A 25,384-nucleotide genomic window follows, 5' to 3' on the forward strand; every position below is an offset into this window, starting at 1 on the left:
CCTTTAGATACAAACAAAAGATGAATAACTATATTAAGAATATTTTGATGTTGGTGCTGCTTTCAGTAACTGCTTATTTTGCACATTATCTGGTTTTGGATGGTATGGAATTGAGTACGCTTTGGTCGCAATCGGGGTATAGCTTATTGGGCATGTATGCTGTTGGGGCTGTAGGTTCTTTGTTCGCATTAGTCTTAATTATGCTTACCAATTGGGCTATGCCCAAAAATTTGGGTTTTGTCTTTTTAGGGATCATGACGATCAAAGTTATTGCAGGGTATATTTATATTCGAAAAGGGCTGGGCGTCTTTGAGAATGATTTTATAGAGTATAACTTTTTAGTTGTGTTTTTTCTGTTTTTGTTTTTCGATGTTTTCATTGCCTTTCAGGCTTTGAATCAAGAGGATAGAACTGTTGAAAAAAAATAACAAAAAGTTTTAGTCATTTGGTATTTTATGCCAAATAAAGTTGTATTTTTGCCCAAAATTTTTCATTATTCATATAGTAGTCTAAAATGGTGAGTCTTAAGAGAGCAATTTTGCTTTTTACAGTAATCTTCTTTACAGTTAATCCGTTCACAGTTCGAGCTCAGGCTTCGGAAATTTCTACGCCGGAGGAAATAACGGCTTATTCACAACATCACGTCAAAGATGATTATTACTTTTCCTTGTTCAGTCACAAAGCCTCAGGCAAACATTATGGTTTTGCGTTGCCGGTTATTTTGATTGATAATGGTTTGAAAGTATTCTCTTCTGCTGAGTTTCATCATGGTGAAGCTATTGTTGAGAAGGATGGACAGTTTTATAAGTTATACCACGGCAAAATTTACAAAACTGATGTGGCAGGTACTATAACTTATGATGAAAAAGGTCACCCGACCAATGCAAAGCCATGGGATTTCTCGATCACGAAGAATGTGGCAGGTTTAATTATTGCTACAATCTTATTGTTTTGGGCATTCTTGAGCTTGGCGACAACATATAAAAAGAGCGTTAACGCTATCCCGACTGGTATTGGACGTATCTTAGAGCCATTGATTATTTATGTGCGCGATGAAATGGCTCGTCCTAATATTGGACACCGTTACAAAGAGTTTATGCCTTATTTGTTGTCTGTATTCTTTTTGATCTTCTTGTTAAATCTGATGGGCCTTACCCCAATTGGCTTCAATGTGACAGGAAACATTACTGTAACATTTGGTTTGGCTATTGTTACGTTCTTAATTACCAATATTAAAGCAAATAAAGCATATTGGAAGCATATTTTTTGGATGCCAGGTGTTCCTGTTCCTTTCAAGATTTTGTTAGCACCGATCGAGTTGTTGGGGATCTTTACGAAACCATTCTCGTTAATGCTTCGCTTGTTTGCAAATATGACTGCGGGTCACTTTGTGATCATGGGTTTCATTGCTGTAATTTACTTGTTTCAGAGTCAACTGACGTTAGGTGGTAGTATTGGTATTTCCATGTTATTGACGTTGATCATCTTTGTTTTAAAGCTATTGGTTTCTTTCCTACAGGCCTTCATTTTTACAATGTTGTCTTCGCTATTTATAGGTATGGCGGTAGAGGAGCACCCAGAGCATCATTAATCAGAATTTTTTGTTAAATTTTATAAAATAATTATTATGTACAACTTAATTGGAGCAGGATTAATCGTAATCGGTGGAGGTTTAGGCTTAGGTAAAATCGGTGGTTCAGCTATGGAAGCTATCGCTCGTCAACCAGAAGCTGCTTCTAAAATTCAAACTGCGATGATCATCATTGGTGCATTAGTTGAAGGTTTGGCACTTGCTGCCCTAATCTTAGGTAAATAAGCCCATTTTTGACACAAGTACAGGACATCATTTGCAACGGTTGGTTGCAAATGATGTTACTTAACAAAAAACAAACATTAAAAAATATTAAACATATATAATGGAAGCATTAATTCACGATTTTTCCTTCGGTTTATTTTTCTGGTTGCTAATCGTATTAGTGATCGTAGTGGTTTTATTGGGTAAATTTGCTTGGAAACCAATCATTAATGCATTAGACGAACGTGAACAAGGTATTTCTGATGCTTTAGCATCTGCAGAGAAAGCTAAATTAGAAATGGCGCGTTTGACGAATGAAAATGAGCAGTTGTTAAAAGAAGCCCGTGTAGAGCGTGACGCAATTCTTAAGGAAGCAAAATTATTGAAAGATAAGATTGTTGCTGATGCGAAAGAGGCTGCGCAAACAGAAGGTGCTAAGTTGATAGAAAACGCTAAGCGTGAAATTGAAGATCAAAAGTTGAAAGCTTTAGCAGAAGTTAAGAACCAAGTTTCTTCTTTATCTTTAGATATCGCACGTAAGGTTTTAACTAAAGAGTTTGAAGATCAAGGCAAGCAAGAGGCGTTAGTTTCTGACTTGTTGAAAGATGTTAAATTGAACTAGTGATCAGCTCACTATTTAATTTTTAATTTTTAATTTTTAACTTTTTTAACATGTCAGTATTCAAAGTTGCTTCTAGATACGCTAAGTCTTTATTAGATTTGGCAAAAGAGCAAGGCCATGTAGAGGCTGTAAAGGCCGATATAGAGCAGATTGTAGCGATAATTAAGTCGAGCTCCGAATTACAGGCTGTTTTAAGTAATCCGATTATTAAAACAGACAAAAAGGAGAATATTTTATCTGCTCTTTTTAAAGACAAAGCGAGACCTGAAATAATGGCTTTCTTTGGCATTATGATCCGCAAAGGACGTGGCGAATTGATTTATGCTACAGCTTTAGAATTCATCCGTGAATATAATGAGCTGAATGGTATTGTTAAGGCCGAGGTCCTTTCTGCAGCGGCATTGTCAGCAGAAAATATTCAAGCGTTAAAGACTGCTATTGGTCAACAGATCAATGCTGAAGTTATTTTAATCAATAAAGTAGATCCTACGTTAATCGGTGGATTTGTGGTTAAAGTAGGCGACAGACAGGTTGATGCAACAATCGCAGGCAAATTAAATAAACTAGAAAGACATTTCGTAACACAAGGTGTTTAAGCACTTGTACGAAATCGATAAATGTAATAGATTCTAAAACCCCTTATACGAAGTTAAAATGATAGAGGTAAGACCAGATGAAGTTTCGGCAATTCTAAGAGAGCAATTGTCGGGCTTTAAGTCAGAAGCCGAATTGGAAGAAGTAGGTACCGTACTACAAGTTGGTGACGGTATTGCTCGTGTTTACGGCTTAACAAAAGTTCAATCCGGAGAGTTAGTTGAGTTTGCTAATGGATTACAAGGTATTGTAATGAACTTAGAAGAAGACAACGTAGGTGTTGTACTTTTAGGCCCATCAGACGAAATTAAAGAAGGAGATACAATCAAACGTACTAACCGTATCGCATCTATTAAAGTAGGTGAAGGTATGTTGGGGCGTGTAGTAAACACATTGGGACAACCTATTGATGGTAAAGGACCAATCCAAGGCGAAACTTACGAAATGCCTATCGAGCGTAAGGCACCAGGGGTACTTTTCCGTCAACCTGTTACTGAGCCATTACAAACAGGTATCAAAGCTATCGATGCGATGATTCCGGTAGGTCGTGGTCAGCGTGAGTTGGTAATCGGTGACCGTCAGACTGGTAAGACTGCGGTTTGTATCGATACGATCATCAACCAAAAAGAATTTTATGATGCAGGTCAGCCTGTATTCTGTATATATGTTGCTGTTGGACAGAAGAACTCTACAGTAGCGAACATCGTACGTGTATTGGAAGAAAAAGGTGCTATGGCTTATACTGTTGTTGTTGCTGCTTCTGCTGCAGAGCCTGCACCACTTCAATTCTACGCACCAATGGCAGGAGCTGCGATCGGAGAGTTTTTCCGTGATACAGGTCGTCCGGCATTGATCGTATACGATGACTTGTCAAAACAAGCGGTAGCTTACCGTGAGGTGTCTCTATTGTTAAAACGCCCTCCTGGTCGTGAGGCTTATCCTGGAGACGTATTTTACCTTCACTCTCGTTTATTGGAGCGTGCGGCAAAAATCAATTCTTCCGACGATATCGCTCGCGAGATGAATGATTTACCGGAGTCAATCAAGCATTTGGTAAAAGGTGGTGGTTCATTGACTGCTCTTCCTATCATCGAGACACAAGCAGGTGACGTATCTGCGTATATCCCTACCAACGTAATTTCGATTACAGATGGTCAGATTTTCTTAGAATCCAATTTATTCAACGCGGGTATCCGTCCAGCAATCAACGTAGGTATCTCCGTATCACGTGTGGGTGGTAACGCACAGATCAAGTCGATGAAGAAAGTTGCCGGGACCTTGAAGTTAGACCAAGCGCAGTACCGTGAATTGGAAGCTTTTGCAAAATTCGGTTCGGATCTTGATGCTGCTACTAAAGCTGTATTGGATAAAGGTATCCGTAACGTTCAGATTTTGAAACAAGGTCAGTTCTCTCCGGTATCTGTTGAAAAGCAAGTAGCTATTATCTATGCAGGTACAAAGGGATTGTTGCGCAATGTTCCTGTGGATAAAGTAAGACAATTTGAAGAAGAATACTTGACACAATTGGAACAACGTCATCCAGAAGTTTTAGCTGCATTAAAAGCTGGTAAATTCTCCGACGAGTTGACAGATGTGTTAGAAACAGTAGCTAAAGAATTAGCTTCAAAATATTAATAAGTAAAAGGTATTTAGTGTTTAGTACTTAGATCTCTAAGTCTAAATACTAATTACTAAATACTTCCTACTTAAATTGGAATATGGCAAATTTAAAAGAAGTTAGAAACCGGATTACCTCGGTTACATCCACGCAACAGATTACCAAAGCGATGAAGATGGTATCTGCTGCGAAATTAAAACGTGCGACAAATGCAATCGTGCAGTTGCGTCCTTATGCCAATAAATTAAGAGATATTTTAGCTCAAGTTTCCTCTTCTGTAGAAGGTAGTGATTCTCCGTATACACAGGATCGTGTTCCTACAAAAGTACTGGTGGTCGTTATTACTTCGAATAGAGGTTTGGCAGGAGCTTTCAATGCGAATGCTATCAAAGCAACCAATAACCTTATCTTCAGTAAATATGCGGAGCAACATGCCCGTGGGAATCTTAGTGTCATCGCTATTGGTAAGCGTGGGCACGATTTTTTCACAAAGCGTGGTTTTAACGTTATTGGCAATAACAACGAGCTATTCAATAACCTTGATTTTGAAAATGTTTCTAAGGTTACGGAGTATATCATGACGGAGTTTAAGGACGGTAATATAGACCGCGTTGAAGTGGTTTATAACCGATTCCAGAATGCTGCAGTTCAGATTTTGACTTCAGAACAGCTTTTACCTTTGGTACCGGAGGAGAAACAAGATAATGTAGCTGAGCTTGATTATATCATCGAACCGTCTAAGGAGAAGATTATTGAAGAGTTAATCCCTAAAGCGATCAAAATTCAGCTATACAAAGCAGTTTTAGATTCTAATGCGTCAGAACATGGTGCACGTATGACTGCGATGGATAAAGCAACAGATAATGCAGGAGATTTATTGAAAGCATTGAAGCTGTCTTACAACCAAGCACGTCAAGCGGCTATTACCACAGAGCTTACCGAGATTGTATCCGGTGCAGCTGCATTGTCAAATGGTTAATAATAAAACAAACTAAATATGTAAAAGGCGTTGAAGATTTTCAACGCCTTTTTTATGTTTTAGCTTTAAGTTGTGTGTATGCTTTAAGCATTAGGCAATAAGCTATGAGCCCATAGCCTATTGCCCATACCCTATTGCCTAAAACGCTCTTTCTTCTAAGTGCTTTTCTAAGTCCATATAATCTACTCCTTTTGACCACCAGCTTGGGGCTTCTTTACCTTTCAAGTAGTAATCAAAGTATTCCATCATACGCACAGCGTAATCTTTTTTATTTACTTCCTTAGCCAAACCATGGTTTTCGCCGTTGTAGGTAAGCATTACCACTGGTTTATTAAGCCTTCTCAAGCCGTTGTAATATTCGACACCTTGCGTGTAGTCTACAGCGCCATCTTTATCGTTGTGCATGATGATTAATGGGGTGTTAACCTTTTTGATGTGAAAGATCGGTGAGTTGCGCGTATACGCTTCCCAGTTGTCCCAGTATCCTGTCGTCAGGCGTCCTTGACTGGATTCGAAGATCGCTTGGTTGGATGATCCGGAATTCCAATAGATTAAAGAATACATCGAAATCATATTGGTGAGTGGGGCACCAGCAACAGCTGCCTTGAAGATATTTGTTTGCGTGATTAAGAAAGCAGTTTGGTATCCTCCCCAAGAATGTCCGTGGATAGCAACATTTTTCTCATCTACAATACCTGTGGCTACGGCTGCTTTTACCGCTGGAATTACGCAAGCTACAGCTGACATACCGGGATCGTTCAATTTGTATTTGATATCGGGCATCAATACAGCATAACCATTGCTATTATACATTGCTCTATTAAATCCACCACCTGGATAGCCCGGCTGTGTGTACGTGTTTTTGTCGTCCGTCAATCTTTCATAGATATAGGTTATCGTAGGATAGGATTTGCCTTCTACATAGTTCGCAGGAAGGTATAGGGTAGCTTGCAGGGTGTCTCCGTGATCACTCACATAACTGATCAATTTTGATCCTGCCGAAAGATCGTATTTGTCTTTGTTACCTGTATTGGATGTTAGTTGGTTTTCGCTTTTTAGAAACTTATCCTGACTGACGTAGTATTCAGGCGCTTTGTTGCTGCTCTCTACGGTATAAAACAACGCATTACTGTTTTTTACTTTGTTTATTGGGCCGATATTAACATCATCCAATTTTAGAATCTGCATCTTGTTTTGACCAGCAGCTAATAGCGCAATTCCTTTTTGTTTGGTCTCCTGACTGATGATGCCAAAATACTGATCTTTTTTAAGATCTATATTTTCATCGTCTTCATAAAGTCTGCTAACAGCTATCGTTGCTAATTTTTTTCCTTTCCAGTTGTCTGTCAATGTGGTAGCTGATTTGCCGTCGGCAGATACTTTCCAAAGATCGAAGTTGTCTTTTAATAGAACAGACTTGCCATCTGCTGTCCAACCGTAATTGCCTGTCGCTACTTTTGATACATTGTGATCGTCATATATATCCACAAATGAAGAAGGAATATTCTCGGTAATATTCTTTGTTTGAAGGCTGTTTACATTCAACGTATAGTAGTTACCATCATTGTAATACAATAGAAAATTACTATTAGGCGAGAAGGAGAAGGCGCGCGAGGCATTAAGGTATACTTTTTTTACAGCAAGTCTTTTTGCTCCTGTCTTTACATCGATAATGTATAGATCACCATATCCTTGACCATCGAGATTAGACTCATACTCATAAGGTGTAAAATCTAAACCATAACCAATCGTTTGGTTTGGTGCTAATGCAATAGATTTAACCGCGCTATCTGCTAGTGAAACAAACTTATTGGAGGCAATGTTCCATGCGCTCATGATCATAAAGTTCTTATCTCTTTGCAATTGCGTGCGTTGAGCAGATTGTAGGCGTTTGTCTTGCCAGTTCCAGATAATCATATCGGGTTTTTCCAGATCTTTTTTGTTGACTTCAGGCTTCTTAGGCGCTGTTTTCGCTACTTTTGTTGCAGTAGCATCCTTACCAATACTGTCTTTCTGTGCGATAGCAAGTTTATTGTTCGTCGAATCCTTGCCTAAATTATCAATCTTTTTTTCTGTGCTTTTCGGTTCTTCTGTTTTTTCCAGCTTGGCAATACCAAAAAACACAGTACTTAAGTCTTTGCTCCAAGATGGAACCGTATTTTGACTTATTCCGAAGCCAGCCATGATCTGGTTTTCATCTAATCCAGCGTAGGTAAAAGTTTCTGCCTGTTGGCCTTTGATGTTTTTTACACCGATTAGGGAGTATACTGGTGTTTTGTATTTTTTGTCCTTTTTGGACTTTAGCAGAGCAAAAGCAGTTCCTTCTTTGTTCCAATTAATCTTTGAGAAGTTGGCATCGTCATTTTGAAGGGCAGTCGTCAAGCCTGTAGCCATATCCATCAAGAATATACCGTTGCCGTTTTTGCCGTTTGCGTCTACGGTATAAGCTAGATATTGGCCAGATTTGTTGAATTTATAGTCGCTGACATTACCTAGGTTGAAGCTCTTTTTTGTAGATAGATTATACAACAATAGATCCGTGCCACGGCCAGCATCTTCTCCTCTAGGAGTACCTGGAGCAGGGGGAGCACTTTCGAAACGGATTGCGATCCATTTGTTGTCATCGTTAGAAAAGTTAAAGCTTTGTACCTTGTCAAAGGTTATTGATGCCGTATCTTTTAAAGCTACAATTTTTAGTGTTTTGCTACTTGGTTTTTTTGCTTTTTCATTGGCTTTGATTGCCTTGAAATTTGGTGATTCGAAAAAACCAAGGTATTGACTGTTATTAGAGAAGGCTATTGGAGTGCTTTGCCCACCTATTTTATAACTGTAATTCAGTGTATCCTGTGTCTTTTTTAAAGTCAATGTAAGGTCGCCTTCCGAAGGTCCGGCTACATAAGCAAACCAATTCCCGTCAGCTGATGGCTGCGCTCCATTCATCCGAATATAGTGCCATGACGGAATCTCTTGCCATGTTAATGGCTTTTTACCTTCTTGCGCCTGTGGTATAAACCAGGACAGTTGACACGCTAAGAATAATAAAGTCTTTTTGTTCATTAAAGATAAGTTAGATTTTCAGCCTCTAAATTATTGATTTTTAGTGCTTGTTTTATAAGGAATATGCATTGTATAGAATATTTTACGATGTATTTGGTACTTTTGTACTTCAAAATAGAATTTAATGAAAATTTGGCAAAAAAATATAGATGTAGATTCCTTTGTCGAATCGTTTACCGTGGGCAACGATCGGGAAATGGATATACAGTTGGCAGAAGCTGATGTATTGGGTTCTCTGGCGCACACGAGAATGTTGAACAGTATCGGTCTAATGACAAATGAAGATTTGGCATTAGTTCAGCAGGCGCTGAAGAAAATTCATGAAGAGATACTGGAGGGGACGTTCGCGATTGAAGATAGTGTCGAAGACGTGCACTCGCAGGTGGAAATGATGCTGACACAGCGTATTGGAGAGGCCGGTAAAAAGATCCATTCCGGTCGGTCACGCAACGATCAGGTATTGGTCGATCTAAAGCTGTATTTTCGCTCCGAGATACAGGGTGTTTTTAACAATACCGAGCTTCTGTTTAATCAACTTTTGCGATTAAGTGAACAGTATAAAAATGTCCTCATGCCAGGATATACGCATCTGCAGATTGCTATGCCATCTTCCTTTGGGCTTTGGTTTGGGGCGTATGCCGAAAGCTTAGTTGATGATTTGCACCTGTTAAAGGCCGCTTGGAATATAAGCAATAAGAATCCCTTGGGCTCAGCCGCTGGTTATGGTTCGTCGTTTCCGTTGAATCGTACGATGACAACAGAGCTTCTCGGATTTGAGGACTTGAACTATAATGTGGTGTATGCACAAATGGGAAGAGGGAAGACGGAACGTATCGTAGCGCAGGCCATGAGCTCGATCGCTGCTACGTTGGCCAAATTTTCAATGGATGTGACCTTGTATATCAATCAAAATTTTGGATTTATAAGTTTTCCTGCTCATCTGACAACAGGGTCGAGCATCATGCCGCATAAAAAGAATCCTGATGTATTTGAACTCATTCGTTCACGTTGTAATAAAATACAAGCGCTACCGAATGAAATTGCTTTGATGACGACCAACCTGCCGATGGGCTATCATCGGGACTTACAGTTATTGAAGGAGAATCTGTTCCCAGCTTTCGAATCGTTGAATGATTGTTTGGCTATGGCTACTTTTATGCTAAAGCATATTAGTATCAAGGAAAATATACTGGACGATCCTAAATACGATTATCTATTTAGTGTCGAGGTGGTCAATAACGAGGTGCTCCAAGGTATTCCATTCCGCGAAGCTTATAAAAATATCGGTATGGCTATAGAAAAGGGAACTTTTCAACCCTCGAAAGAGGTGAAGCATACGCACGAAGGAAGTATCGGAAATCTTTGCAATGATCAGATCGAGCGGATGTTTGAAGAGGTCAAAGCGCAGTTTGGATTTGAGAAAGTAGAGAAAGCTTTGAATGAACTTCTGAAGTAAATATTAAGAAATAGAAGTAAATGATATCCCTAATTGCGAAAGGCAGTTGGGGATTTTTTGTTGTTGGATATTGAGTAATAATATGTTATAGTTAAAACTGTGTTAATGTGCTTGATAAGTAGTGTGTTGTTTTTGGTATTCCTTTTGAGCACTAATGTGTAGTGTATTTATATAATTTTATTGGTTATGGAAACCTTAAATTTTTTAAAAAAATAGCAGCATTAGCTGTGTTTGTAGCCACATTAGGAATAGGAGCTACACAAGCACAAACAGTTGAAAAGGTAGAGACCCAACCGGCTAAAGCAGAACAGAAAGCAAACGAGATCTCACCCAGGAAAATGGAACAGCATCCCAAGGCTGCCATTGAGAAAAAATCTTTAATAATAGAACCGAAAGCTCATCAAGCTGTCGGTAAAAAGGGTAGCAAAGCAGAAAAAGCTGTTGGTAATGTAAAGCCAATGGAATACAAGGAACCAACCAAAGTAAACCATGCGGTCAAAGCAGAGAAAAGTGCGGCGAAAGCTGAAACTAACAAAGCAAAATCGGTTACTAATGGGGATAAGCTAACAGGAGAGAAACATAATGGACATCCTGTCTATGAAGGTCCTAAAGGGGGGGGATATTATATTAACGCAAGCGGAAATAAAGAGTATATTAAATAAATCTGATTAAGATAGTGGTTACGAAGGTTTATTAGGAAGATTGAAGCGTAGCGGAACGAAAGTGAGGGTTCTTTTGGACCCTCACGTTTTTTATTTTCTTTCCCAGACCTCAAAGGTGTAATCATAGGCGTGTTTTCCGTCCTTGGAATGCCTGTCTTGACTGACCAATATCCAATCTGAAGGAGGTAACTCTGGGAAGAAAGTATCACCAGCTATTTCGGCGTGTACGCGAGTTAATAGTACTTTTTGTGCCAGCGGTAATGCCTGTTTGAAAATATCAGCACCACCGATGATAAAGATTTCACGTTCATCGCGGCAATAGGTCAGAACCTCCTGTATACTATTTGCGACATCTACTTCGGGATTGTTATAATGTTGATCTCTGGTGAGGATAATATTTCTGCGTTCTGGCAAGGGTTTTCCAATAGAGTCAAAAGTCTTGCGGCCCATTACAATGGAATGCCCCAGTGTAGATTTTTTAAAATATTTAAAATCATTGGGTAGGTGCCAAGGCATTTGGTTATCCTTACCTATGGTATTGTTTTCTGCGGCTGCGACTACGAGTGTTATTTGTGGCATAGTAAAGAAGTTACGAGATTACAAAGTTATGATGTGACAAAGCTACACGGCTACAGGTGCTTTGATATGTGGGTGAAATTCGTAGTTCACTAATTCGAAATCTTCAAATTTGAAATCAAAGATGTCCTTGACTTCTGGATTTATTTTCATCTGTGGTAGAGGCTTTGGCTCCCGGGACAATTGCAATTCTGTCTGCTCAAAGTGATTGCTGTAGATGTGTGCATCACCTAGGGTATGAATAAAGTCGGCGGCCTCCATGTCACAGACTTGTGCGACCATCATGGTCAATAATGCGTATGAAGCAATGTTAAAAGGTACTCCTAAGAAAATATCGGCGCTTCGTTGGTATAATTGACAGGATAGCTGAGGCTTCAGTAGACCTTTCTCCGGTTGAGCAGGAGCCACATTAAATTGGAAGAATGCGTGACAAGGAGGAAGTGCCATATTCCCGATTTCGGCAACATTCCATGCAGATACGATAATACGACGAGAATCTGGTGTATTTTTTAGTTGATCTATGATTTGAGCGATCTGGTCGATATGTCCACCGTCTGGAGTGGGCCAGGACCGCCATTGCGAACCATAAACCGGACCTAGGTTGCCATTTTCATCAGCCCACTCGTCCCATATACTTACTCCATTTTTTTTCAGATATTGGATGTTGGTTTCGCCTTTTAGAAACCAGATTAATTCGTGAATAATAGAACGCAGGTGAAGTTTTTTTGTCGTTACTAGTGGAAAACCGTCTTTCAGATTGAAACGCATCTGATAACCAAAAACACCACGGGTACCTGTTCCTGTTCTATCTGTCTTGTCAACACCCTCTATGTAAACGTGTTTTAGTAAATCTAGATATTGTTTCATTTTTATCTTTTTTTATCTCCCCTAAGGTCGATGATGATGATGATTTTTTAGGAATATCCAAAGCTAAGGAAATTACAGCTAATGTTGAAATCCTTTAATTTATTACTGTCATTGTCATCTCATATCTGCAATCTCTTGATCTAAATCTGTATTCTGAAATCTCATATCTATAAAAATGTGTATTTTTGCAGATCGATATGAATAAAAAAGTTGCTTTTTACACACTGGGGTGCAAGCTGAATTTTTCAGAAACATCCTCTATAGGGCGTATTTTTAAAGATGCGGGCTATGAAACCACGCCTTTTAATTCGCAGGCAGATGTTTATGTAATCAATACGTGCTCCGTAACGGATCACGCAGATAAGAAATGTCGTAAGGTGGTGAAAGAAGCATTAAAGCATTCGCCCAATGCTTATATTACCATTGTAGGCTGTTATGCGCAGCTCAAACCGAAGGAGATTTCCGAAATTCCGGGAGTAGACATGGTGTTAGGGGCGGCTGAGAAGTTTAATATCATCGAACATATCAATGATCTGACTAAGCAGGAAAAGGCTATCATTCATAATGCACCAATAGACGAAACGAATCAATTTGTGTCTGCATTTTCTATTGGAGATCGTACGCGAACGTTCTTAAAAGTCCAAGATGGATGTGATTATTCGTGTACATTCTGTACGATTCCATTGGCTCGTGGAGCGAGTCGCTCGGGCAAGATCGAAGATATCGTTAAGCAGGCCGAAGAGATAGCGGCCTCTGGTGTGAAAGAAATTGTATTGACAGGTGTTAACATAGGTGATTTTGGTATTAGGGATGGTAAGCGTCAGGACAAGTTCTTGGATCTGGTAAAAGCCCTGGATGAAGTTGAAGGCATTGACAGAATTCGTATTTCTTCTATTGAGCCGAATTTGTTGGCCAATGAGGTGATTGAGTTTGTGGCTCAATCGAAGCGTTTCGTGCCTCACTTTCATATGCCATTGCAGTCGGGATCTAATAAGATATTAGCACAGATGCGCCGACGCTATAAGCGTGAGTTATATGCAGAAAGGGTTGCGAAGATAAAAAGTTTGATGCCTAACTGTTGTATAGGTGTGGATGTCATTGTAGGATTTCCTGGAGAGACACGGGAGGAATTTATCGATACCTATAATTTCTTAAATGAAATGGATATCTCGTATTTACATGTGTTTACCTATTCTGAACGGGAGAATACAATTGCAGCTCAGATGGAAGGTGCGGTACCAGGGGCACAGCGATCAGACCGAAGTAAGATGTTGCATATTTTATCGGAGAAGAAGCGTCGTGCTTTCTATGAACAAAACCTAAGTGACATAGGAGAGGTACTGTTTGAGTCGGATATTAAGGATGGATATATGCACGGCTTTTCTAAGAATTATGTAAAGGTACGTACACCTTATGATCCATTATTGGTGAATGAGATTGCACCGGTTCGATTTGTTTCTATCTCAGAGAATGGGGAAGTCGATATTGAAGAGCTGCCGGAGGTATTGACACATTAATAAATAATCAAAGTAATAAAGAAGGGCTTGTGTAATTTACGCAAGCCCTTCTTTATGAGTATGTTAGATCTTTAAGGGTATCAAGAGCTTTCATGATCCGTCAGCTGGCAGATCATGAAAGTTTTGCTTATTTCACTTTCTTGTTATTTATTTTGAACTCTTCAAATTCTTTGTTTAATCGTAGTAATTTGAATGTAGAACTAATAAGTTCATTTGTCTCCAAGAGAATGGAAAAGTAGAGCTTTGTATTCTTTGGACTGTTCTCTGTTGTACGGATGTGATCAATCTGTTTGTCCAATAGGGTGTTGATGACCTTTTGCAAACGATCACGCTGTTTCATCGTATTGTCAATCTTTAAAAAGTCACGTCTTCTATACATATTATATACCTCGGCATACCAGTTGCCCAGTTCTGAAGCCACGAGTTGTAGATCATTGCCTTGGTAGTCTTTCAGCATCTTGTGGTTATTATCGACATGGCTTTGCGCATTGCCTGCGATGACATAAAGATTCTCAACGATATCTTGTAGATAACCCAAAGACATAATGTAAAACCGGCTGCCCTTTGCTGAATGGTCATCTAGATTGCGAATGAAGTTATAGAGATTGTCATTGGTCGAGTCCAAATCACGTAAGAATTTCTTGATCAACTTTTTGTTCATGGAAAGCGTAGTGAGATCATTCTTGATTAACCCGTCCACAATCTCTTTATAGAAGATATTCGATTTTGCAAAGACCTCACTGATCTGATCTGAACTAGCTTCGGTTACTTGTTGAAGAGTATGTATATCTTCTTTAGCAAGTTTTAGCTTTCTCTTGGTTTGTTCTGCTACTTTTTTCTTATGGCTTTTTGCATTAAATACCAGAAGAACAGCAAGAAGAACAAGTGCTCCTGCAAAGGTTATGATACCACCTATTTTAAGTAAATAGGCAATAATGAAAGCTCCTAAAAATGCACATCCTGCTGTAACAAACCATCCGCCTATAACATGAAATACTCCCGATACGCGGTATACGGCACTTTCTCTGTCCCAAGCACGATCTGCAAATGCGGTCCCCATGGCTACCATAAATGTTACATAGGTGGTGGATAAAGGTAGTTTCATGGATGTTCCTAGAGCGATCAAACTACTGGCAACCATAAGATTTACAGATGCACGTACCATGTCAAACATAGGTTCGTCTTTTTTATCTTTTTTTGATAGCACCCCCGTGTTGTCAAAACGGCTATCAAGTCTTGATTGTAGGACTCTAGGCATCAAATAGCTAATCCCTGTACCTAAATTTACAAATCCTCGGACAATGAGTCTCGAAAGCGTGTTGGGTTGGAACTTCTCAGTTGCACCAGACTGGCTACTGAGATTCATTTCCGTCTCAATGACCGTTTTAGCTTTCTTAGAGGTCCATAGCGTGAATAACATAATGGCTCCGGAGATGAACAAAATCCATATCGGTGCGACAATATCAGCAGATCCAAGCTCGCCCATCATGTAGGTGTCGGGATTTCCTCCTGCAGCCTGAAAAAAGCCGATGGCTTGAATGGCTGCTACAGGTACGCCAATAAAGTTGACCAAGTCATTTCCAGCGAATGATAACGCCAAAGCAAATGTTCCGATTCCAATAATAACTTTTAGTATATTAATCTTTAAGCGGATTAGTATAAAACTCAATACGGTGAATACTACAAAGCTCCCCGCAATGAGTAATAATTCGTGCGTATTGATCCATTCTTTTGTGGATTTGTCGATGAAACTAACGGTTTTTAGTCCTTTGATAATGATAAAGTAACTGATGGCCGCAAGTGCTATACCACCAAAAAATATACCAAAAGTCTTGATCTTTTTCTCATATTGAAAGGTGAAGATCAAACGGGATAGATATTGTACTAACATCCCTACACTGAAAGAAAGGATAACTGACAATAATATGCTGAAAACAATCTCGGAAGCTTTCTTGGTGTTTATAAATTGGGATAAGGTGTACCAATCTCCCGTGGTAGTGGCAATTTTATATAAGGCTAAACAAACAGCTCCTCCAAGTAGCTCAAAAACAATTGAAACAGTGGTGGATGTAGGTAAACCAAAATAATTGAATACGTCTAGTAAAATAATATCCGTAATCATTACTGCGAGAAATATGATGAGTACGTCATTGAAGCTAAACATACTCGGTACATAGATTCCGCTCCGTGCAATCTCCATCATTCCACTTGAAAATAGCGCTCCACACAGTATACCTGCGCTGGCTAAGATCATGATTAACCGGAAAGGAATTGCTTTGGAACCAATGGCAGAATTTAAAAAGTTGACCGCGTCATTACTTACACCAACCATAAGGTCTATCACGCCTAAAGTAATCAATGTGATGATGACTAAATATAAATAATTGTCCATAGTTTATTTTTTTGCAAAGCTATGAACAAAAAATGAAGCGTATATTAACTTAATGTTAAGTGTTGTTTTTTTTGGCTTAGTTTACCTAAAGCAATCGAGCCAATGTTGAGCCATTAAATTTGCTCCTGCAAGAGAAGTGTGTACACCGTCCGTGGTCCAGTAATCACCAGCAGACCGATCAGTCGCTTTGTCGAATATGCTTTGATAGGGAAGGAGTATCGCGCTGTATTCCTTAGCAATCTCATGGGCTACACGCTGATAGTCTGCAAATTCAGGAAACCAGCTGTCATCTACATGCTTCACATTTTTTACGGCAAAAGGTTCTCCGATTATTAGTTTTACGCTTGGTAAATTCTTTAATGTAGTGTCCAGCAGTTTTTGATATTGTTCTTTATAGAGCTGAGGTGTCCCCTCATAATTACCGTTTCTTGTATGCCAATAATCATTTACACCGACCAAAATGCTCAATACAGAAGGGGATATGTCAATACAGTCGGATTGCCATCTATCTTGCAATTGAGGTACTTTATTGCCACTGATGCCGCGGTTATACACTTTAATGTTCTTCTCGGCATGTCTCTGTAATAACGTGCTTGCGGCAAGCATAGCATATCCCCGCCCCAGTGCTTGGCTATCATTGTGTAGCATATTATCTCTGCTTCGACCGTTGTCTGTGATGGAGTCACCTTGGAACAGGATGATGTCCCCTTGTTGTATCTCTATCTTTGATCGGTTAGCAATAGATTCGGCTTTCAAAGAATAGCTAGACAGGCAGCTTGCACCTAGGGCTAAAGCTGAATTTTTGAGAAATGTTCTTCTGTTGTTCATGAATTAAAGGTTTAAATGGACCTGAAATTAAGGAATAACGAATAACTAACAAAATTTATCAATCGCTTCTCGAATGATTTTACAAGCTTCTATAATCTCATCGTTCGAAATTGTCAATGGAGGGGCGATGCGTAATGCTGTTTCGCAGTGTAAGTACCAATCGATCATGACACCGTGCTCGGCACAGTATTTACTGATATTATAGACTTGATCAAAGTTTTCTAATTGAAGACACATCATGAGTCCTAAGCCCCGAATCTCTTTTACTTTGGGGTGGGTTAGTTCTTTTCTAAACAAGGCGGCTTTAGTAGCAACTCCCTCGATAAGCTTTTCCTCTAGGATAACCTCAAGTGATGCTACGGCTGCAGCACAACTGACTGGGTGTCCTCCAAACGTCGTAATGTGACCAAGCATAGGGTTGTCTTTGATTACATCCATTATCTCTTTTGAAGAAACGAAAGCACCCAAAGGCATCCCTCCGCCGATTCCCTTTGCAAGCATCAGGATATCAGGGATAATCTCAAAATGTTGAAAGGCAAACATCGCTCCTGTTCGTCCAAATCCAGTTTGGATTTCATCAAAAACTAGAAGTGTCCCCGTCTCTGTGCATCTTTGACGTAAGGCCTTTATATAGGTCATGTCGGGGACGCGTACCCCAGCCTCACCTTGGATGGCTTCTACAATAACAGCTGCCGTGGCCGTTGTGATACGTGATATATCCTTGCTGTCGTTGAATGTGATAAACTCAATTTCGGGCAATAAAGGCGCATAAGCTTCTTGATAGGCGGGATTACCAATGAGGCTAAGCGCTCCTTGTGTACTTCCATGGTACGCTTTCTTAGCTGCTATAATCTGCCTTCGTCCGGTGTATTTCTTTGCTATTTTCATAGCTCCTTCTACGGATTCTGCTCCTGAGTTTGTCAAATAAACCGATTGAAAGAAGGAAGGAAGTTGTTCTAATAATTTGGTAGCGAATTTTACTTGTGGTGCTTGCACGAATTCACCGTAAACAGTGACATGCATATATTTGTCCAGTTGAGATTTAATAGCGTCAACAACCTTAGGATGTCGGTGACCAATATTACTAACGTTAAACCCCGATACAAGATCTAAATATTTTTGTCCTTCTGGACTGTACAAATACGAACCCTGAGCTCGTTCGATTTCAATAAGACGCGGGCTGTTTGAAGTTTGAGCGGTGTTTTGTAAGAATAACTCTCTATTACTAATCATGGCACAAAGGTAGGAATAAGATGTTGGAAAGTTATAAGGTTATAACCTTACAAGGGTTATTGAAATAAAAAACAGCAGCCACTTATTTTCGGAAGTGGCTGCTGTTTTTTATTTAATTCTTCGATTATTCCGCTATTATCAAAAAGTAGTTCTTTTTTCCTTTTTGTACTACAAGATACTTTTCGTTGATCAGATTCGTGGCGTCTATTGTTTGTTCCACATTGTTTAGCTTTTCTTTGTTTAAAGAAACACCGCCTCCGGTAAGCATTTTTTTAGCTTCTCCTTTTGAGGAGAATACCTGAGACTTGAGAGCTAATAAATCTAAAATATTGATACCTTCGATCAGCTCATTTTTGTCAATTGTAAATTGAGGTACACCATCGAATGCATCTAGTACGGCTTCGTGATCTAAACTTGTTAAGAATTCTAATGAACCATTTCCGAATAGGAATTCCGAAGTTTTGATCGCCATTTCATACGCCTCTAAAGAATGTGTACGGATAGTAATATCTTTGGCTAGAGCTTTCTGTACAACACGTAAGTGCGGAGATGTATCATGCTCGGAAATAATGGAATCCAATTCGTCTTTACTTTTTAAAGTGAAGATTTTAATCCAGTTCTTAGCATCATCGTCTGTCGCATTCAACCAAAATTGGTAATATTTGAACGGAGATGTCTTTTTTGGGTCTAACCATACAGCACCAGATTCCGTCTTGCCAAATTTCTGCCCATCAGATTTTTTGATTAACTGAGTAGTAACAGCAAATGCAGTACCTTGATCTTGACGTCGTATCATTTCGGAACCGGTAACGATGTTACCCCACTGATCCGATCCACCCATTTGGACTTTACAGTTATGATACTTCCATAGATAATAAAAATCATAACCTTGAATTAGTTGATAAGTAAACTCGGTGAATGATAAACCATTGTCACCTTCTAAGCGTTTCTTTACCGAATCTTTGGACATCATGTAGTTGACTGTAATCAACTTACCCACATCACGAATAAAATCCAAAAACTTGAAATCTTTAAACCAGTCGTAGTTATTTACCATTTTGGCGTCGTTTTCACCGTCACCAAAATTTAAAAACTTAGCTAACTGATTTTTTAAACAAGCTACATTGTGATTGAGTGTAGTCTCGTCCAGAAGATTTCTTTCCGCCGACTTGAATGAAGGATCTCCAATCATTCCGGTAGCACCACCAACAAGGGCTACAGGTTTGTGTCCGGCATTTTGAAAATGGATTAAGGTCATGATTTGGGTCAAATGACCAACATGTAAAGAATCGCCGGTTGGGTCAAAACCGATATATCCAGCTACTTTTTCTTTATTAAGCAACTCTTCGGTTCCGGGCATGATATCTTGAAGCATGCCTCTCCAACGTAATTCTTCTACAAAATTCATATGCGTATAAATTGTTTTTTATCTGTCATATGGAATACTCATGCGTGTTTTTGCTTCGCTAAACATGAACATTTCATATATGTATAATTTTTATTAAGATTGCAAAGATAAGATATTAAGATGTATATTACGATAATTTAAAATATACTCCTGTTGTGAACTTTTTGTCGCATTATTATTTTGAACGCTATGCTGTAGATCCTGAGCAAGTTTTGGGAGGGCTTTTGCCTGATCTATTAAAAAATGTAGACAAAGGGTATTCGTTTCAACTCCATAAATATGAGCCGGCGTTGTCATCAACACCCAAGTCGAAATCGATTACTGCGGGTTGGGAAAGGCATGTGGAGGTAGATCGTTTATTTCACAATTCTGATTTTTTCTATAAACATACCCATCAATTACGGATCGTGATTGAACAGGATATTCTTAATCTGCCGATTAGAGCCTCTTTTCTAGCTCATATTGCTTTGGAATTATTATTAGATCATGAACTTATCGCTCATGATTTATTGAATGTAGGACGACTGTATGAACATTTGGAGGAGGTGGATCGAAAAGCTGTAGCCATCTATCTATATGGGCTTGGAAAAGTCGATATTGACCGTTTTTTTATTTTTTATGATAAATTTATAGCTTCAAAATATATCTTTGAGTACGCTAAGGTTGAAAACCTACCCCATGCACTCTTTAGTATATGTAAACGGATATGGAAATTTGAAGTGGGTGATACGCATATACAACAATTGGGAGAAAGATTGGAAGATTATCAAAAGGAACATATGTCTGGTTTTTTGGAAATTTACAATTACATAACACAGAAGCTTTAATGAACTTTTTTATCTTTTAACCTTATAACTTCTTAACATTCTAACTTTATAAATATGAAGAATCAACTTTTCAGAAAGAAAAGTGTTGACCAGATACTAAGCGATGCTCAGAACCACGGTTCTGGCTTAGCAAAGATATTAGGTGTCCGAGACTTGGTGTCTTTGGGAATCGCGGCTATAGTAGGTGCTGGTATATTTAGTACCATTGGGTTGGCTGCCTATAATGGTGGTCCAGCTGTATCACTTCTGTTTGTTTTTGTTGCGTTTGCATGTGTGTTTACAGCTTTGTCCTACGCTCAATTTGCCAGTACAGTTCCGGTGTCTGGATCGGCTTATACCTACGCTTACGTCGCTTTTGGGGAGTTGTTTGCTTGGATAATAGGATGGGCATTGGTTTTGGAGTATGCTGTTTCTAATATGGTGGTTGCGATTTCCTGGTCACAGTATTTTGTGTCAATGTGTGAAGGGTTTGGGCTTTCTATCCCTAAATGGTTGACCATGGCTCCAGCGTATGCTTTTGAGGCCCATGCCAAGATGCTTGAGATAGGAGCCGATAAATTGACTGGGATTGATAAAATAGCACTTGAGGCGTACAATACCGCGCCCAAAATTGGTGGTCTACCAATTGTCTTTGATTTGCCTGCCGGATTGATTACCGTTTTAGTGACGTGTTTGGTATATATTGGAATAAAGGAATCGCAACGTGCCAGTAATATCATGGTTATGATTAAAATAGGAATCATAATAGCTGTTATCTTGGGTGGAGCTTTTTTTATAAAGCCAGAAAATTGGACTCCTTTTGCGCCTAATGGAATGGGAGGCGTGTTGAGTGGTATTGCTGCGGTCTTTTTTGCTTTTATCGGTTTTGACTCTATATCAACTACGGCAGAAGAATGTAAAAACCCGCAGCGTGATCTCCCTAAGGCAATGATTTACTGTTTGATAATATGTGCGGTATTGTATGTTCTTATCACGTTGGTTTTAACAGGAATGGTAAACTATACGGATCTAAATGTGAAAGATCCGTTGGCTTATGTGTTTCAGTATGTAGGATTTGATCATATGGCTGGTATTATCTCAGTAACCTCTGTTATAGCGATTACGAGTGCACTACTTGTGTTTCAATTAGCTCAGCCTCGTATATGGATGACTATGAGTAGAGACGGTTTGCTCTGGAAGAAATTTGCGACTATCCATCCGAAATATAAGACGCCTTCTTTTGCAACCATAGTAACAGGTTTTGTAGTTGCTGTTCCAGCATTGTTTTTCAAAATGGACTTCTTTGTTGACCTTACTTCTGTCGGTACTTTTTTTGCATTTATCCTAGTGTGTGGTGGTGTGCTTTATATGGATAAATCAGGGCTTTCAAAGAAAGCTAAATTTAGGGTTCCCTACGTTAATGGTAAGTATCTGGTGGGGCTAGGCTTTATCTCGGCTATGGTCCTAATGTATATTTATGGTCAAGACAGTTTGAAGGAATGGCAGACCTTAGGTACAAAGGATGTGATCATTCACAAGTCGCTCGTTGTGGTATTCTGGGGTACTTGGTTTATTTTAAGCATATACAGTTTTAAATATAATTTCTCGTTACTTCCAGTTATAGGGATACTTGTTAATTTGTATCTAATGAGCGAATTGGGAGCTAGCAACTGGATTATATTTATAATTTGGCTGGGAATAGGGCTGCTTATCTATTTTATTTATGGGTATAAGCACTCGAAGCTGAATAAAGATGCTAAAGAGGTGATTGGTTAGTGGGTAAGGTTGATAAGGTTTTGATAGGGTTTATAAGGTTGATAGGGTTCGTAACTTTATAAACCTTCTTAACCTTATAAACCTTCTTTAATCTTATTTCAATCTTCTTAACTTAATGTTTTCGGTATTCGGAATGTTTAGTGGGACACGCTCCAACGTCACAAAACTACTGTCAAGCCCAAAGCCTTTTTCTTCACTTAAACTGAAATGTTTAAGTATTTTGTAGATTTCCATAATGATGCGGTCACCCCAACTGAGGTCGGATGTCTTCGTAAAGACTTTCTCTAAAACGACAAAGTTGAAATCTCCTGGGATTTTGTGTTTCTTTAATGTGTTATATTGACTGGTAATATCTATTTCACCTTTATTCACCATGTCTTCGATCACTTTTCGTAAAAGTAAACTGATTTTCTGTTCCTCTCTGAATCCTAACTTAAAGTCTACCCGGATTAATTTTCCCGGAATAAGTTGATGGACGGTGTAATCACGTGAATGTGGGGTATCCATTACATCAACGTGTACTAGCCAATAGACATCGGCCCGCTTGGGCTTTTTATTGATAATGGAATATATAATTTTTGTCTCTATTTCTTCGGTGTTATTAGCGCTGGTAAGATATACAAGCTGTGAGGCAAATGTCGGAACTGAAGTGTCTTCACTTAACTCTGAGATAATAGGGTAATATTTCTTTATATCGTCAAAACGAACGTATTTATTCTTGATTTTACGTGCACCATACCAAGCAAACATGACGGTAAATATGCTAGATGCTAAGATCAGCGTAAGCCAACCTCCATGTGCTATTTTTACCCCATTACCTGCTAAAAACCCTAGTTCTACGGTAAAATAGACTACCGCAAAAAGAATGATCCATATTTTATTGATGCGTTTACGTGCCATAAAATAAATAACGAGGATGGTCGTAGATAGAAAAGTTAAATTAATTGATAGACCATAAGCTGCCTCCATGTTACTAGATTTTTGGAATATAGCGATAACCAGCATACAACCAATAAATAGGATTAAGTTGATAGATGGAACATACAATTGCCCTTTTTGGTGGCTGGGGTATCTAATGGCCACTTTTGGCCATATATTTAAGCGTACGGCTTCTGAAATTAATGTATATGATCCAGATATCATAGCCTGACTGGCGATTATGGCAGCAACGGTAGCGATGGTTATACCGTAGATCAAAAACCAATCCGGCATTATTGCATAAAAGGGGTTGTGTTCACCAATAGAAGTCCCTTCATGCATAATTAACCAGGCTCCTTGACCAAAATAATTTAAGATTAGTGTCAGCTTAACATAAATCCAACTAATGCGTATATTGGACTTGCCACAATGTCCCATATCGGAGTAGAGCGCTTCTGCCCCCGTAGTACAAAGGAAAATAGCACCTATAATAAATAAAGCATTGGGGTAGTTGATTATGGTTTCGATAGCGTAATAAGGATTTATTGCCTTGATTACTTCGGGTGCATAATGTATGTAAGAGAATCCTAATAATCCGATGGTTGTAAACCACACGAGCATTAAAGGACCAAAAACTCGGCCTACGATAGAGGTGCCAAAACGTTGGATAAGAAATAACAAGGATATAATAATTACGACAACAGGTACCGTAGGAAAGGATGGATTATGTATAGCCAATCCTTCGATAGCGGAGGAAATCGTAATAGCGGGGGTAATCATACCATCTGCTAGTAGGGTGGAGGCACCGATGATGGCTGGTATAATAAGCCATTTGGCTTTTCTGCGCACCAGCGAATACAGGGAAAGTATGCCCCCTTCTCCTTTATTGTCGGCATTTAGGGTAATCAGAACGTACTTTATGGTCGTTTGCAGGGTCAAGGTCCAAAACACACATGAAATGCTCCCTAAAACGAGGTCTTTGTCGATGGTGCCTTGGTTAAAAATTGCTTTGAAAACATAAAGTGGAGAAGTTCCAATATCTCCAAATATGATTCCTAAGGAGATGAGTAAGCCGCCCATACTGAGGCGATTCAATGTGTGTTTATGGTCTGAGCCCATAGTCATTATTTACTGTGTTACTATTAAATATGGAGCCAAGATAGAGCAAAATCTTGACGTAACGAATTTTCTTGTTAAAAATTGTTAAAAGCAGAATATATATATATTATCATGCACATTTAGCCTTTTAAAAAACTAACTTTGTATTAGGAAGTTTGATTGGTATTGATTAGATTTGATTAAACCATTTCCAATTGTGTGTTGTCTAAATTAACAATGAAAGTAAATATCCTTAAATACGCGAAAATAATGTGCACCAGCTGTTTTATACTAGCATGTGTACATGCTGCCCATGCTAATACTGGCGGTAGCGTTGGATATGAGTTGAGCGGGGTATCTGTCTCAGCAGCTAAAGATGACGTGGCAGAGAAAGTAGTGACAAATGTAAAAGTGATGTACAATCCGGTTGCAGAGCAGATAAGTGTTTCATTCAAATTGACCAAGCAAAGTAATGTTGCTATTAAGTTGATGGATGCTTTGGGTAATGAGGTAATGAATCTTTCAAACTCTACGCTTGATGCGGGTAATCAAAATCTTTCTTTTGAAACCGAAGGTAAGGTATCCCCTGGGTTTTATTTTGTACGTGTCGGATCTGGCACCGAAACCGTCGTGAAACGAATCTCGATCCGTTAGTTATTTTTAGATTATTTTCTCTGATGTTATAGCACGGCCATTTGTTCGTTTTGTTTGCGTCTGTTTTTATTTAGCCTAAGCGTTCTTTTTTTGTAATCGATGATTCCGCCAAATTGTACTAGAATATCTCCTCCCAATACGCCGATAATAGGAGGTATACCCATTTGGGTGTAAGCATAATTAATCGTTGATAAATCTAATACAGCTACCTCAATTGATTTACAGGACCAATCGGCAATACTAAAATTATCTAATTTGAAAGTATGACTTTCCATTGCGTTGGTACCTAGACCTGTCGAAAGTATATTGGATGTGATAAGCGCAGTTTCTGTCATGCCCGCTTGGATCAACATACTTTTGTCTAGGACTGTTTTACTCGCGCCTGTGTCAACGACCATCTTATGGACTGTGTCAAAAAGTTTGACCTCCACTAATATGTGATAGCCCTGCTGTTCCAACGTAAGGATCTGCAAAGGAATTATATGCATATAAGTTTTTGTTCCAGCGGCATTAAATGTTGCCACCGCT

At 39.0% G+C, this 25,384-nt stretch carries 22 protein-coding genes; 13 read left to right on the forward strand and 9 right to left on the reverse strand.

The features are described 5' to 3' along the window. Positions 1–20: 20 nt before the first annotated feature. The 7 genes from G7B18_RS08390 (at position 21) to atpG (ending at position 5,608) form a co-directional block, all read left to right on the forward strand. Positions 21–428 (forward strand): hypothetical protein, encoded by a 408-nt coding sequence (locus G7B18_RS08390; RefSeq protein WP_164108631.1) that lies wholly within the window; start codon positions 21–23, stop codon positions 426–428. 86 nt (positions 429–514) lie between these two features. Beyond that, entirely contained in the window at positions 515–1,591 is a 1,077-nt protein-coding gene (atpB, locus tag G7B18_RS08395) for a F0F1 ATP synthase subunit A (protein WP_164108630.1), read from the forward strand. Between the two features lie 36 nt (positions 1,592–1,627). Then, positions 1,628–1,816 carry an ATP synthase F0 subunit C gene (gene atpE, locus G7B18_RS08400; protein WP_079645055.1) on the forward strand — a complete coding sequence of 63 codons (189 nt, stop codon included), beginning with the start codon at positions 1,628–1,630 and terminating at the stop codon, positions 1,814–1,816. A gap of 100 nt (positions 1,817–1,916) precedes the next feature. Then, positions 1,917–2,417: a F0F1 ATP synthase subunit B gene (locus G7B18_RS08405; protein WP_164108629.1), complete on the forward strand. Its 501-nt coding sequence runs from the start codon at positions 1,917–1,919 to the stop codon at positions 2,415–2,417. A 50-nt stretch (positions 2,418–2,467) separates the two neighbouring features. Further along, positions 2,468–3,013: an ATP synthase F1 subunit delta gene (gene atpH / locus G7B18_RS08410; protein ID WP_164108628.1), complete on the forward strand. Its 546-nt coding sequence runs from the start codon at positions 2,468–2,470 to the stop codon at positions 3,011–3,013. Between the two features lie 58 nt (positions 3,014–3,071). Next, complete coding sequence (gene atpA, locus G7B18_RS08415) at positions 3,072–4,646, forward strand: F0F1 ATP synthase subunit alpha (protein ID WP_164108627.1); 1,575 nt, start codon at positions 3,072–3,074, stop codon at positions 4,644–4,646. Positions 4,647–4,729: 83 nt separating this feature from the next. Next, positions 4,730–5,608 carry an ATP synthase F1 subunit gamma gene (atpG, locus tag G7B18_RS08420; RefSeq protein WP_164122353.1) on the forward strand — a complete coding sequence of 293 codons (879 nt, stop codon included), beginning with the start codon at positions 4,730–4,732 and terminating at the stop codon, positions 5,606–5,608. Positions 5,609–5,746: 138 nt separating this feature from the next. On the opposite strand, the gene G7B18_RS08425 is transcribed toward atpG, so the two are convergent. Continuing rightward, positions 5,747–8,665: a prolyl oligopeptidase family serine peptidase gene (locus tag G7B18_RS08425; protein ID WP_164122354.1), complete on the reverse strand. Its 2,919-nt coding sequence runs from the start codon at positions 8,663–8,665 to the stop codon at positions 5,747–5,749. Positions 8,666–8,789: 124 nt separating this feature from the next. Here G7B18_RS08425 and argH point away from each other — a divergent pair, with 124 nt between their 5' ends. Beyond that, positions 8,790–10,121, forward strand: a complete 1,332-nt coding sequence (gene argH, locus G7B18_RS08430; RefSeq protein ID WP_164122355.1) for an argininosuccinate lyase — start codon at positions 8,790–8,792, stop codon at positions 10,119–10,121. A gap of 161 nt (positions 10,122–10,282) precedes the next feature. Beyond that, positions 10,283–10,783 (forward strand): hypothetical protein, encoded by a 501-nt coding sequence (locus tag G7B18_RS08435; RefSeq protein WP_240452806.1) that lies wholly within the window; start codon positions 10,283–10,285, stop codon positions 10,781–10,783. Positions 10,784–10,873: 90 nt separating this feature from the next. Here the strand turns inward: G7B18_RS08435 and G7B18_RS08440 are convergent, their stop codons facing one another. Further along, complete coding sequence (locus G7B18_RS08440) at positions 10,874–11,362, reverse strand: dihydrofolate reductase (protein ID WP_164108623.1); 489 nt, start codon at positions 11,360–11,362, stop codon at positions 10,874–10,876. A 42-nt stretch (positions 11,363–11,404) separates the two neighbouring features. Further along, complete coding sequence (locus G7B18_RS08445; protein ID WP_164108622.1) at positions 11,405–12,226, reverse strand: thymidylate synthase; 822 nt, start codon at positions 12,224–12,226, stop codon at positions 11,405–11,407. Between the two features lie 197 nt (positions 12,227–12,423). Between G7B18_RS08445 and mtaB the strand changes: the two genes are divergently transcribed. Continuing rightward, complete coding sequence (gene mtaB / locus G7B18_RS08450) at positions 12,424–13,743, forward strand: tRNA (N(6)-L-threonylcarbamoyladenosine(37)-C(2))-methylthiotransferase MtaB (RefSeq protein WP_164108621.1); 1,320 nt, start codon at positions 12,424–12,426, stop codon at positions 13,741–13,743. A gap of 127 nt (positions 13,744–13,870) precedes the next feature. On the opposite strand, the gene G7B18_RS08455 is transcribed toward mtaB, so the two are convergent. The 4 genes from G7B18_RS08455 to tyrS form a co-directional block, all read right to left on the reverse strand. Further along, on the reverse strand, positions 13,871–16,135 hold the full coding sequence (locus tag G7B18_RS08455) for an inorganic phosphate transporter (protein WP_164108620.1): 2,265 nt from the start codon (positions 16,133–16,135) through the stop codon (positions 13,871–13,873). Between the two features lie 81 nt (positions 16,136–16,216). After that, positions 16,217–16,963 carry an SGNH/GDSL hydrolase family protein gene (locus G7B18_RS08460; protein WP_164122356.1) on the reverse strand — a complete coding sequence of 249 codons (747 nt, stop codon included), beginning with the start codon at positions 16,961–16,963 and terminating at the stop codon, positions 16,217–16,219. 45 nt (positions 16,964–17,008) lie between these two features. After that, on the reverse strand, positions 17,009–18,196 hold the full coding sequence (locus tag G7B18_RS08465) for an aspartate aminotransferase family protein (protein ID WP_164122357.1): 1,188 nt from the start codon (positions 18,194–18,196) through the stop codon (positions 17,009–17,011). Positions 18,197–18,320: 124 nt separating this feature from the next. Continuing rightward, positions 18,321–19,604 (reverse strand): tyrosine--tRNA ligase, encoded by a 1,284-nt coding sequence (gene tyrS, locus G7B18_RS08470; protein WP_164108617.1) that lies wholly within the window; start codon positions 19,602–19,604, stop codon positions 18,321–18,323. Positions 19,605–19,759: 155 nt separating this feature from the next. Between tyrS and G7B18_RS08475 the strand changes: the two genes are divergently transcribed. Together G7B18_RS08475 and G7B18_RS08480 are read left to right on the forward strand one after the other, a co-directional pair. Further along, positions 19,760–20,431 (forward strand): hypothetical protein, encoded by a 672-nt coding sequence (locus G7B18_RS08475; protein WP_164122358.1) that lies wholly within the window; start codon positions 19,760–19,762, stop codon positions 20,429–20,431. Positions 20,432–20,485: 54 nt separating this feature from the next. After that, entirely contained in the window at positions 20,486–22,186 is a 1,701-nt protein-coding gene (locus tag G7B18_RS08480; protein ID WP_164122359.1) for an amino acid permease, read from the forward strand. 93 nt (positions 22,187–22,279) lie between these two features. Here the strand turns inward: G7B18_RS08480 and G7B18_RS08485 are convergent, their stop codons facing one another. Then, positions 22,280–24,229 carry a KUP/HAK/KT family potassium transporter gene (locus G7B18_RS08485; protein WP_164108614.1) on the reverse strand — a complete coding sequence of 650 codons (1,950 nt, stop codon included), beginning with the start codon at positions 24,227–24,229 and terminating at the stop codon, positions 22,280–22,282. 210 nt (positions 24,230–24,439) lie between these two features. Here G7B18_RS08485 and G7B18_RS08490 point away from each other — a divergent pair, with 210 nt between their 5' ends. Then, complete coding sequence (locus tag G7B18_RS08490; RefSeq protein WP_164108613.1) at positions 24,440–24,856, forward strand: T9SS type A sorting domain-containing protein; 417 nt, start codon at positions 24,440–24,442, stop codon at positions 24,854–24,856. A 26-nt stretch (positions 24,857–24,882) separates the two neighbouring features. Here G7B18_RS08490 and G7B18_RS08495 read toward each other — a convergent pair whose 3' ends face one another. After that, positions 24,883–25,380, reverse strand: a complete 498-nt coding sequence (locus tag G7B18_RS08495) for a retropepsin-like aspartic protease (RefSeq protein ID WP_240452807.1) — start codon at positions 25,378–25,380, stop codon at positions 24,883–24,885. Positions 25,381–25,384: the final 4 nt, after the last annotated feature.

This window comes from Sphingobacterium sp. xlx-130 (assembly GCF_011007405.1).
GTDB lineage: Bacteria > Bacteroidota > Bacteroidia > Sphingobacteriales > Sphingobacteriaceae > Sphingobacterium > Sphingobacterium luzhongxinii.

Bases quoted from the DNA above. Each gene is read 5' to 3' on its own strand.
- G7B18_RS08390 (WP_164108631.1), top strand. From the start codon at position 21: ATGAATAACTATATTAAGAATATTTTGATGTTGGTGCTGCTTTCAGTA.
- atpB (WP_164108630.1), top strand. From the start codon at position 515: ATGGTGAGTCTTAAGAGAGCAATTTTGCTTTTTACAGTAATCTTCTTT.
- atpE (WP_079645055.1), top strand. From the start codon at position 1,628: ATGTACAACTTAATTGGAGCAGGATTAATCGTAATCGGTGGAGGTTTA.
- G7B18_RS08405 (WP_164108629.1), top strand. From the start codon at position 1,917: ATGGAAGCATTAATTCACGATTTTTCCTTCGGTTTATTTTTCTGGTTG.
- atpH (WP_164108628.1), top strand. From the start codon at position 2,468: ATGTCAGTATTCAAAGTTGCTTCTAGATACGCTAAGTCTTTATTAGAT.
- atpA (WP_164108627.1), top strand. From the start codon at position 3,072: ATGATAGAGGTAAGACCAGATGAAGTTTCGGCAATTCTAAGAGAGCAA.
- atpG (WP_164122353.1), top strand. From the start codon at position 4,730: ATGGCAAATTTAAAAGAAGTTAGAAACCGGATTACCTCGGTTACATCC.
- G7B18_RS08425 (WP_164122354.1), bottom strand. From the start codon at position 8,665: ATGAACAAAAAGACTTTATTATTCTTAGCGTGTCAACTGTCCTGGTTT.
- argH (WP_164122355.1), top strand. From the start codon at position 8,790: ATGAAAATTTGGCAAAAAAATATAGATGTAGATTCCTTTGTCGAATCG.
- G7B18_RS08440 (WP_164108623.1), bottom strand. From the start codon at position 11,362: ATGCCACAAATAACACTCGTAGTCGCAGCCGCAGAAAACAATACCATA.
- G7B18_RS08445 (WP_164108622.1), bottom strand. From the start codon at position 12,226: ATGAAACAATATCTAGATTTACTAAAACACGTTTACATAGAGGGTGTT.
- mtaB (WP_164108621.1), top strand. From the start codon at position 12,424: ATGAATAAAAAAGTTGCTTTTTACACACTGGGGTGCAAGCTGAATTTT.
- G7B18_RS08455 (WP_164108620.1), bottom strand. From the start codon at position 16,135: ATGGACAATTATTTATATTTAGTCATCATCACATTGATTACTTTAGGC.
- G7B18_RS08460 (WP_164122356.1), bottom strand. From the start codon at position 16,963: ATGAACAACAGAAGAACATTTCTCAAAAATTCAGCTTTAGCCCTAGGT.
- G7B18_RS08465 (WP_164122357.1), bottom strand. From the start codon at position 18,196: ATGATTAGTAATAGAGAGTTATTCTTACAAAACACCGCTCAAACTTCA.
- tyrS (WP_164108617.1), bottom strand. From the start codon at position 19,604: ATGAATTTTGTAGAAGAATTACGTTGGAGAGGCATGCTTCAAGATATC.
- G7B18_RS08480 (WP_164122359.1), top strand. From the start codon at position 20,486: ATGAAGAATCAACTTTTCAGAAAGAAAAGTGTTGACCAGATACTAAGC.
- G7B18_RS08485 (WP_164108614.1), bottom strand. From the start codon at position 24,229: ATGACTATGGGCTCAGACCATAAACACACATTGAATCGCCTCAGTATG.
- G7B18_RS08490 (WP_164108613.1), top strand. From the start codon at position 24,440: ATGAAAGTAAATATCCTTAAATACGCGAAAATAATGTGCACCAGCTGT.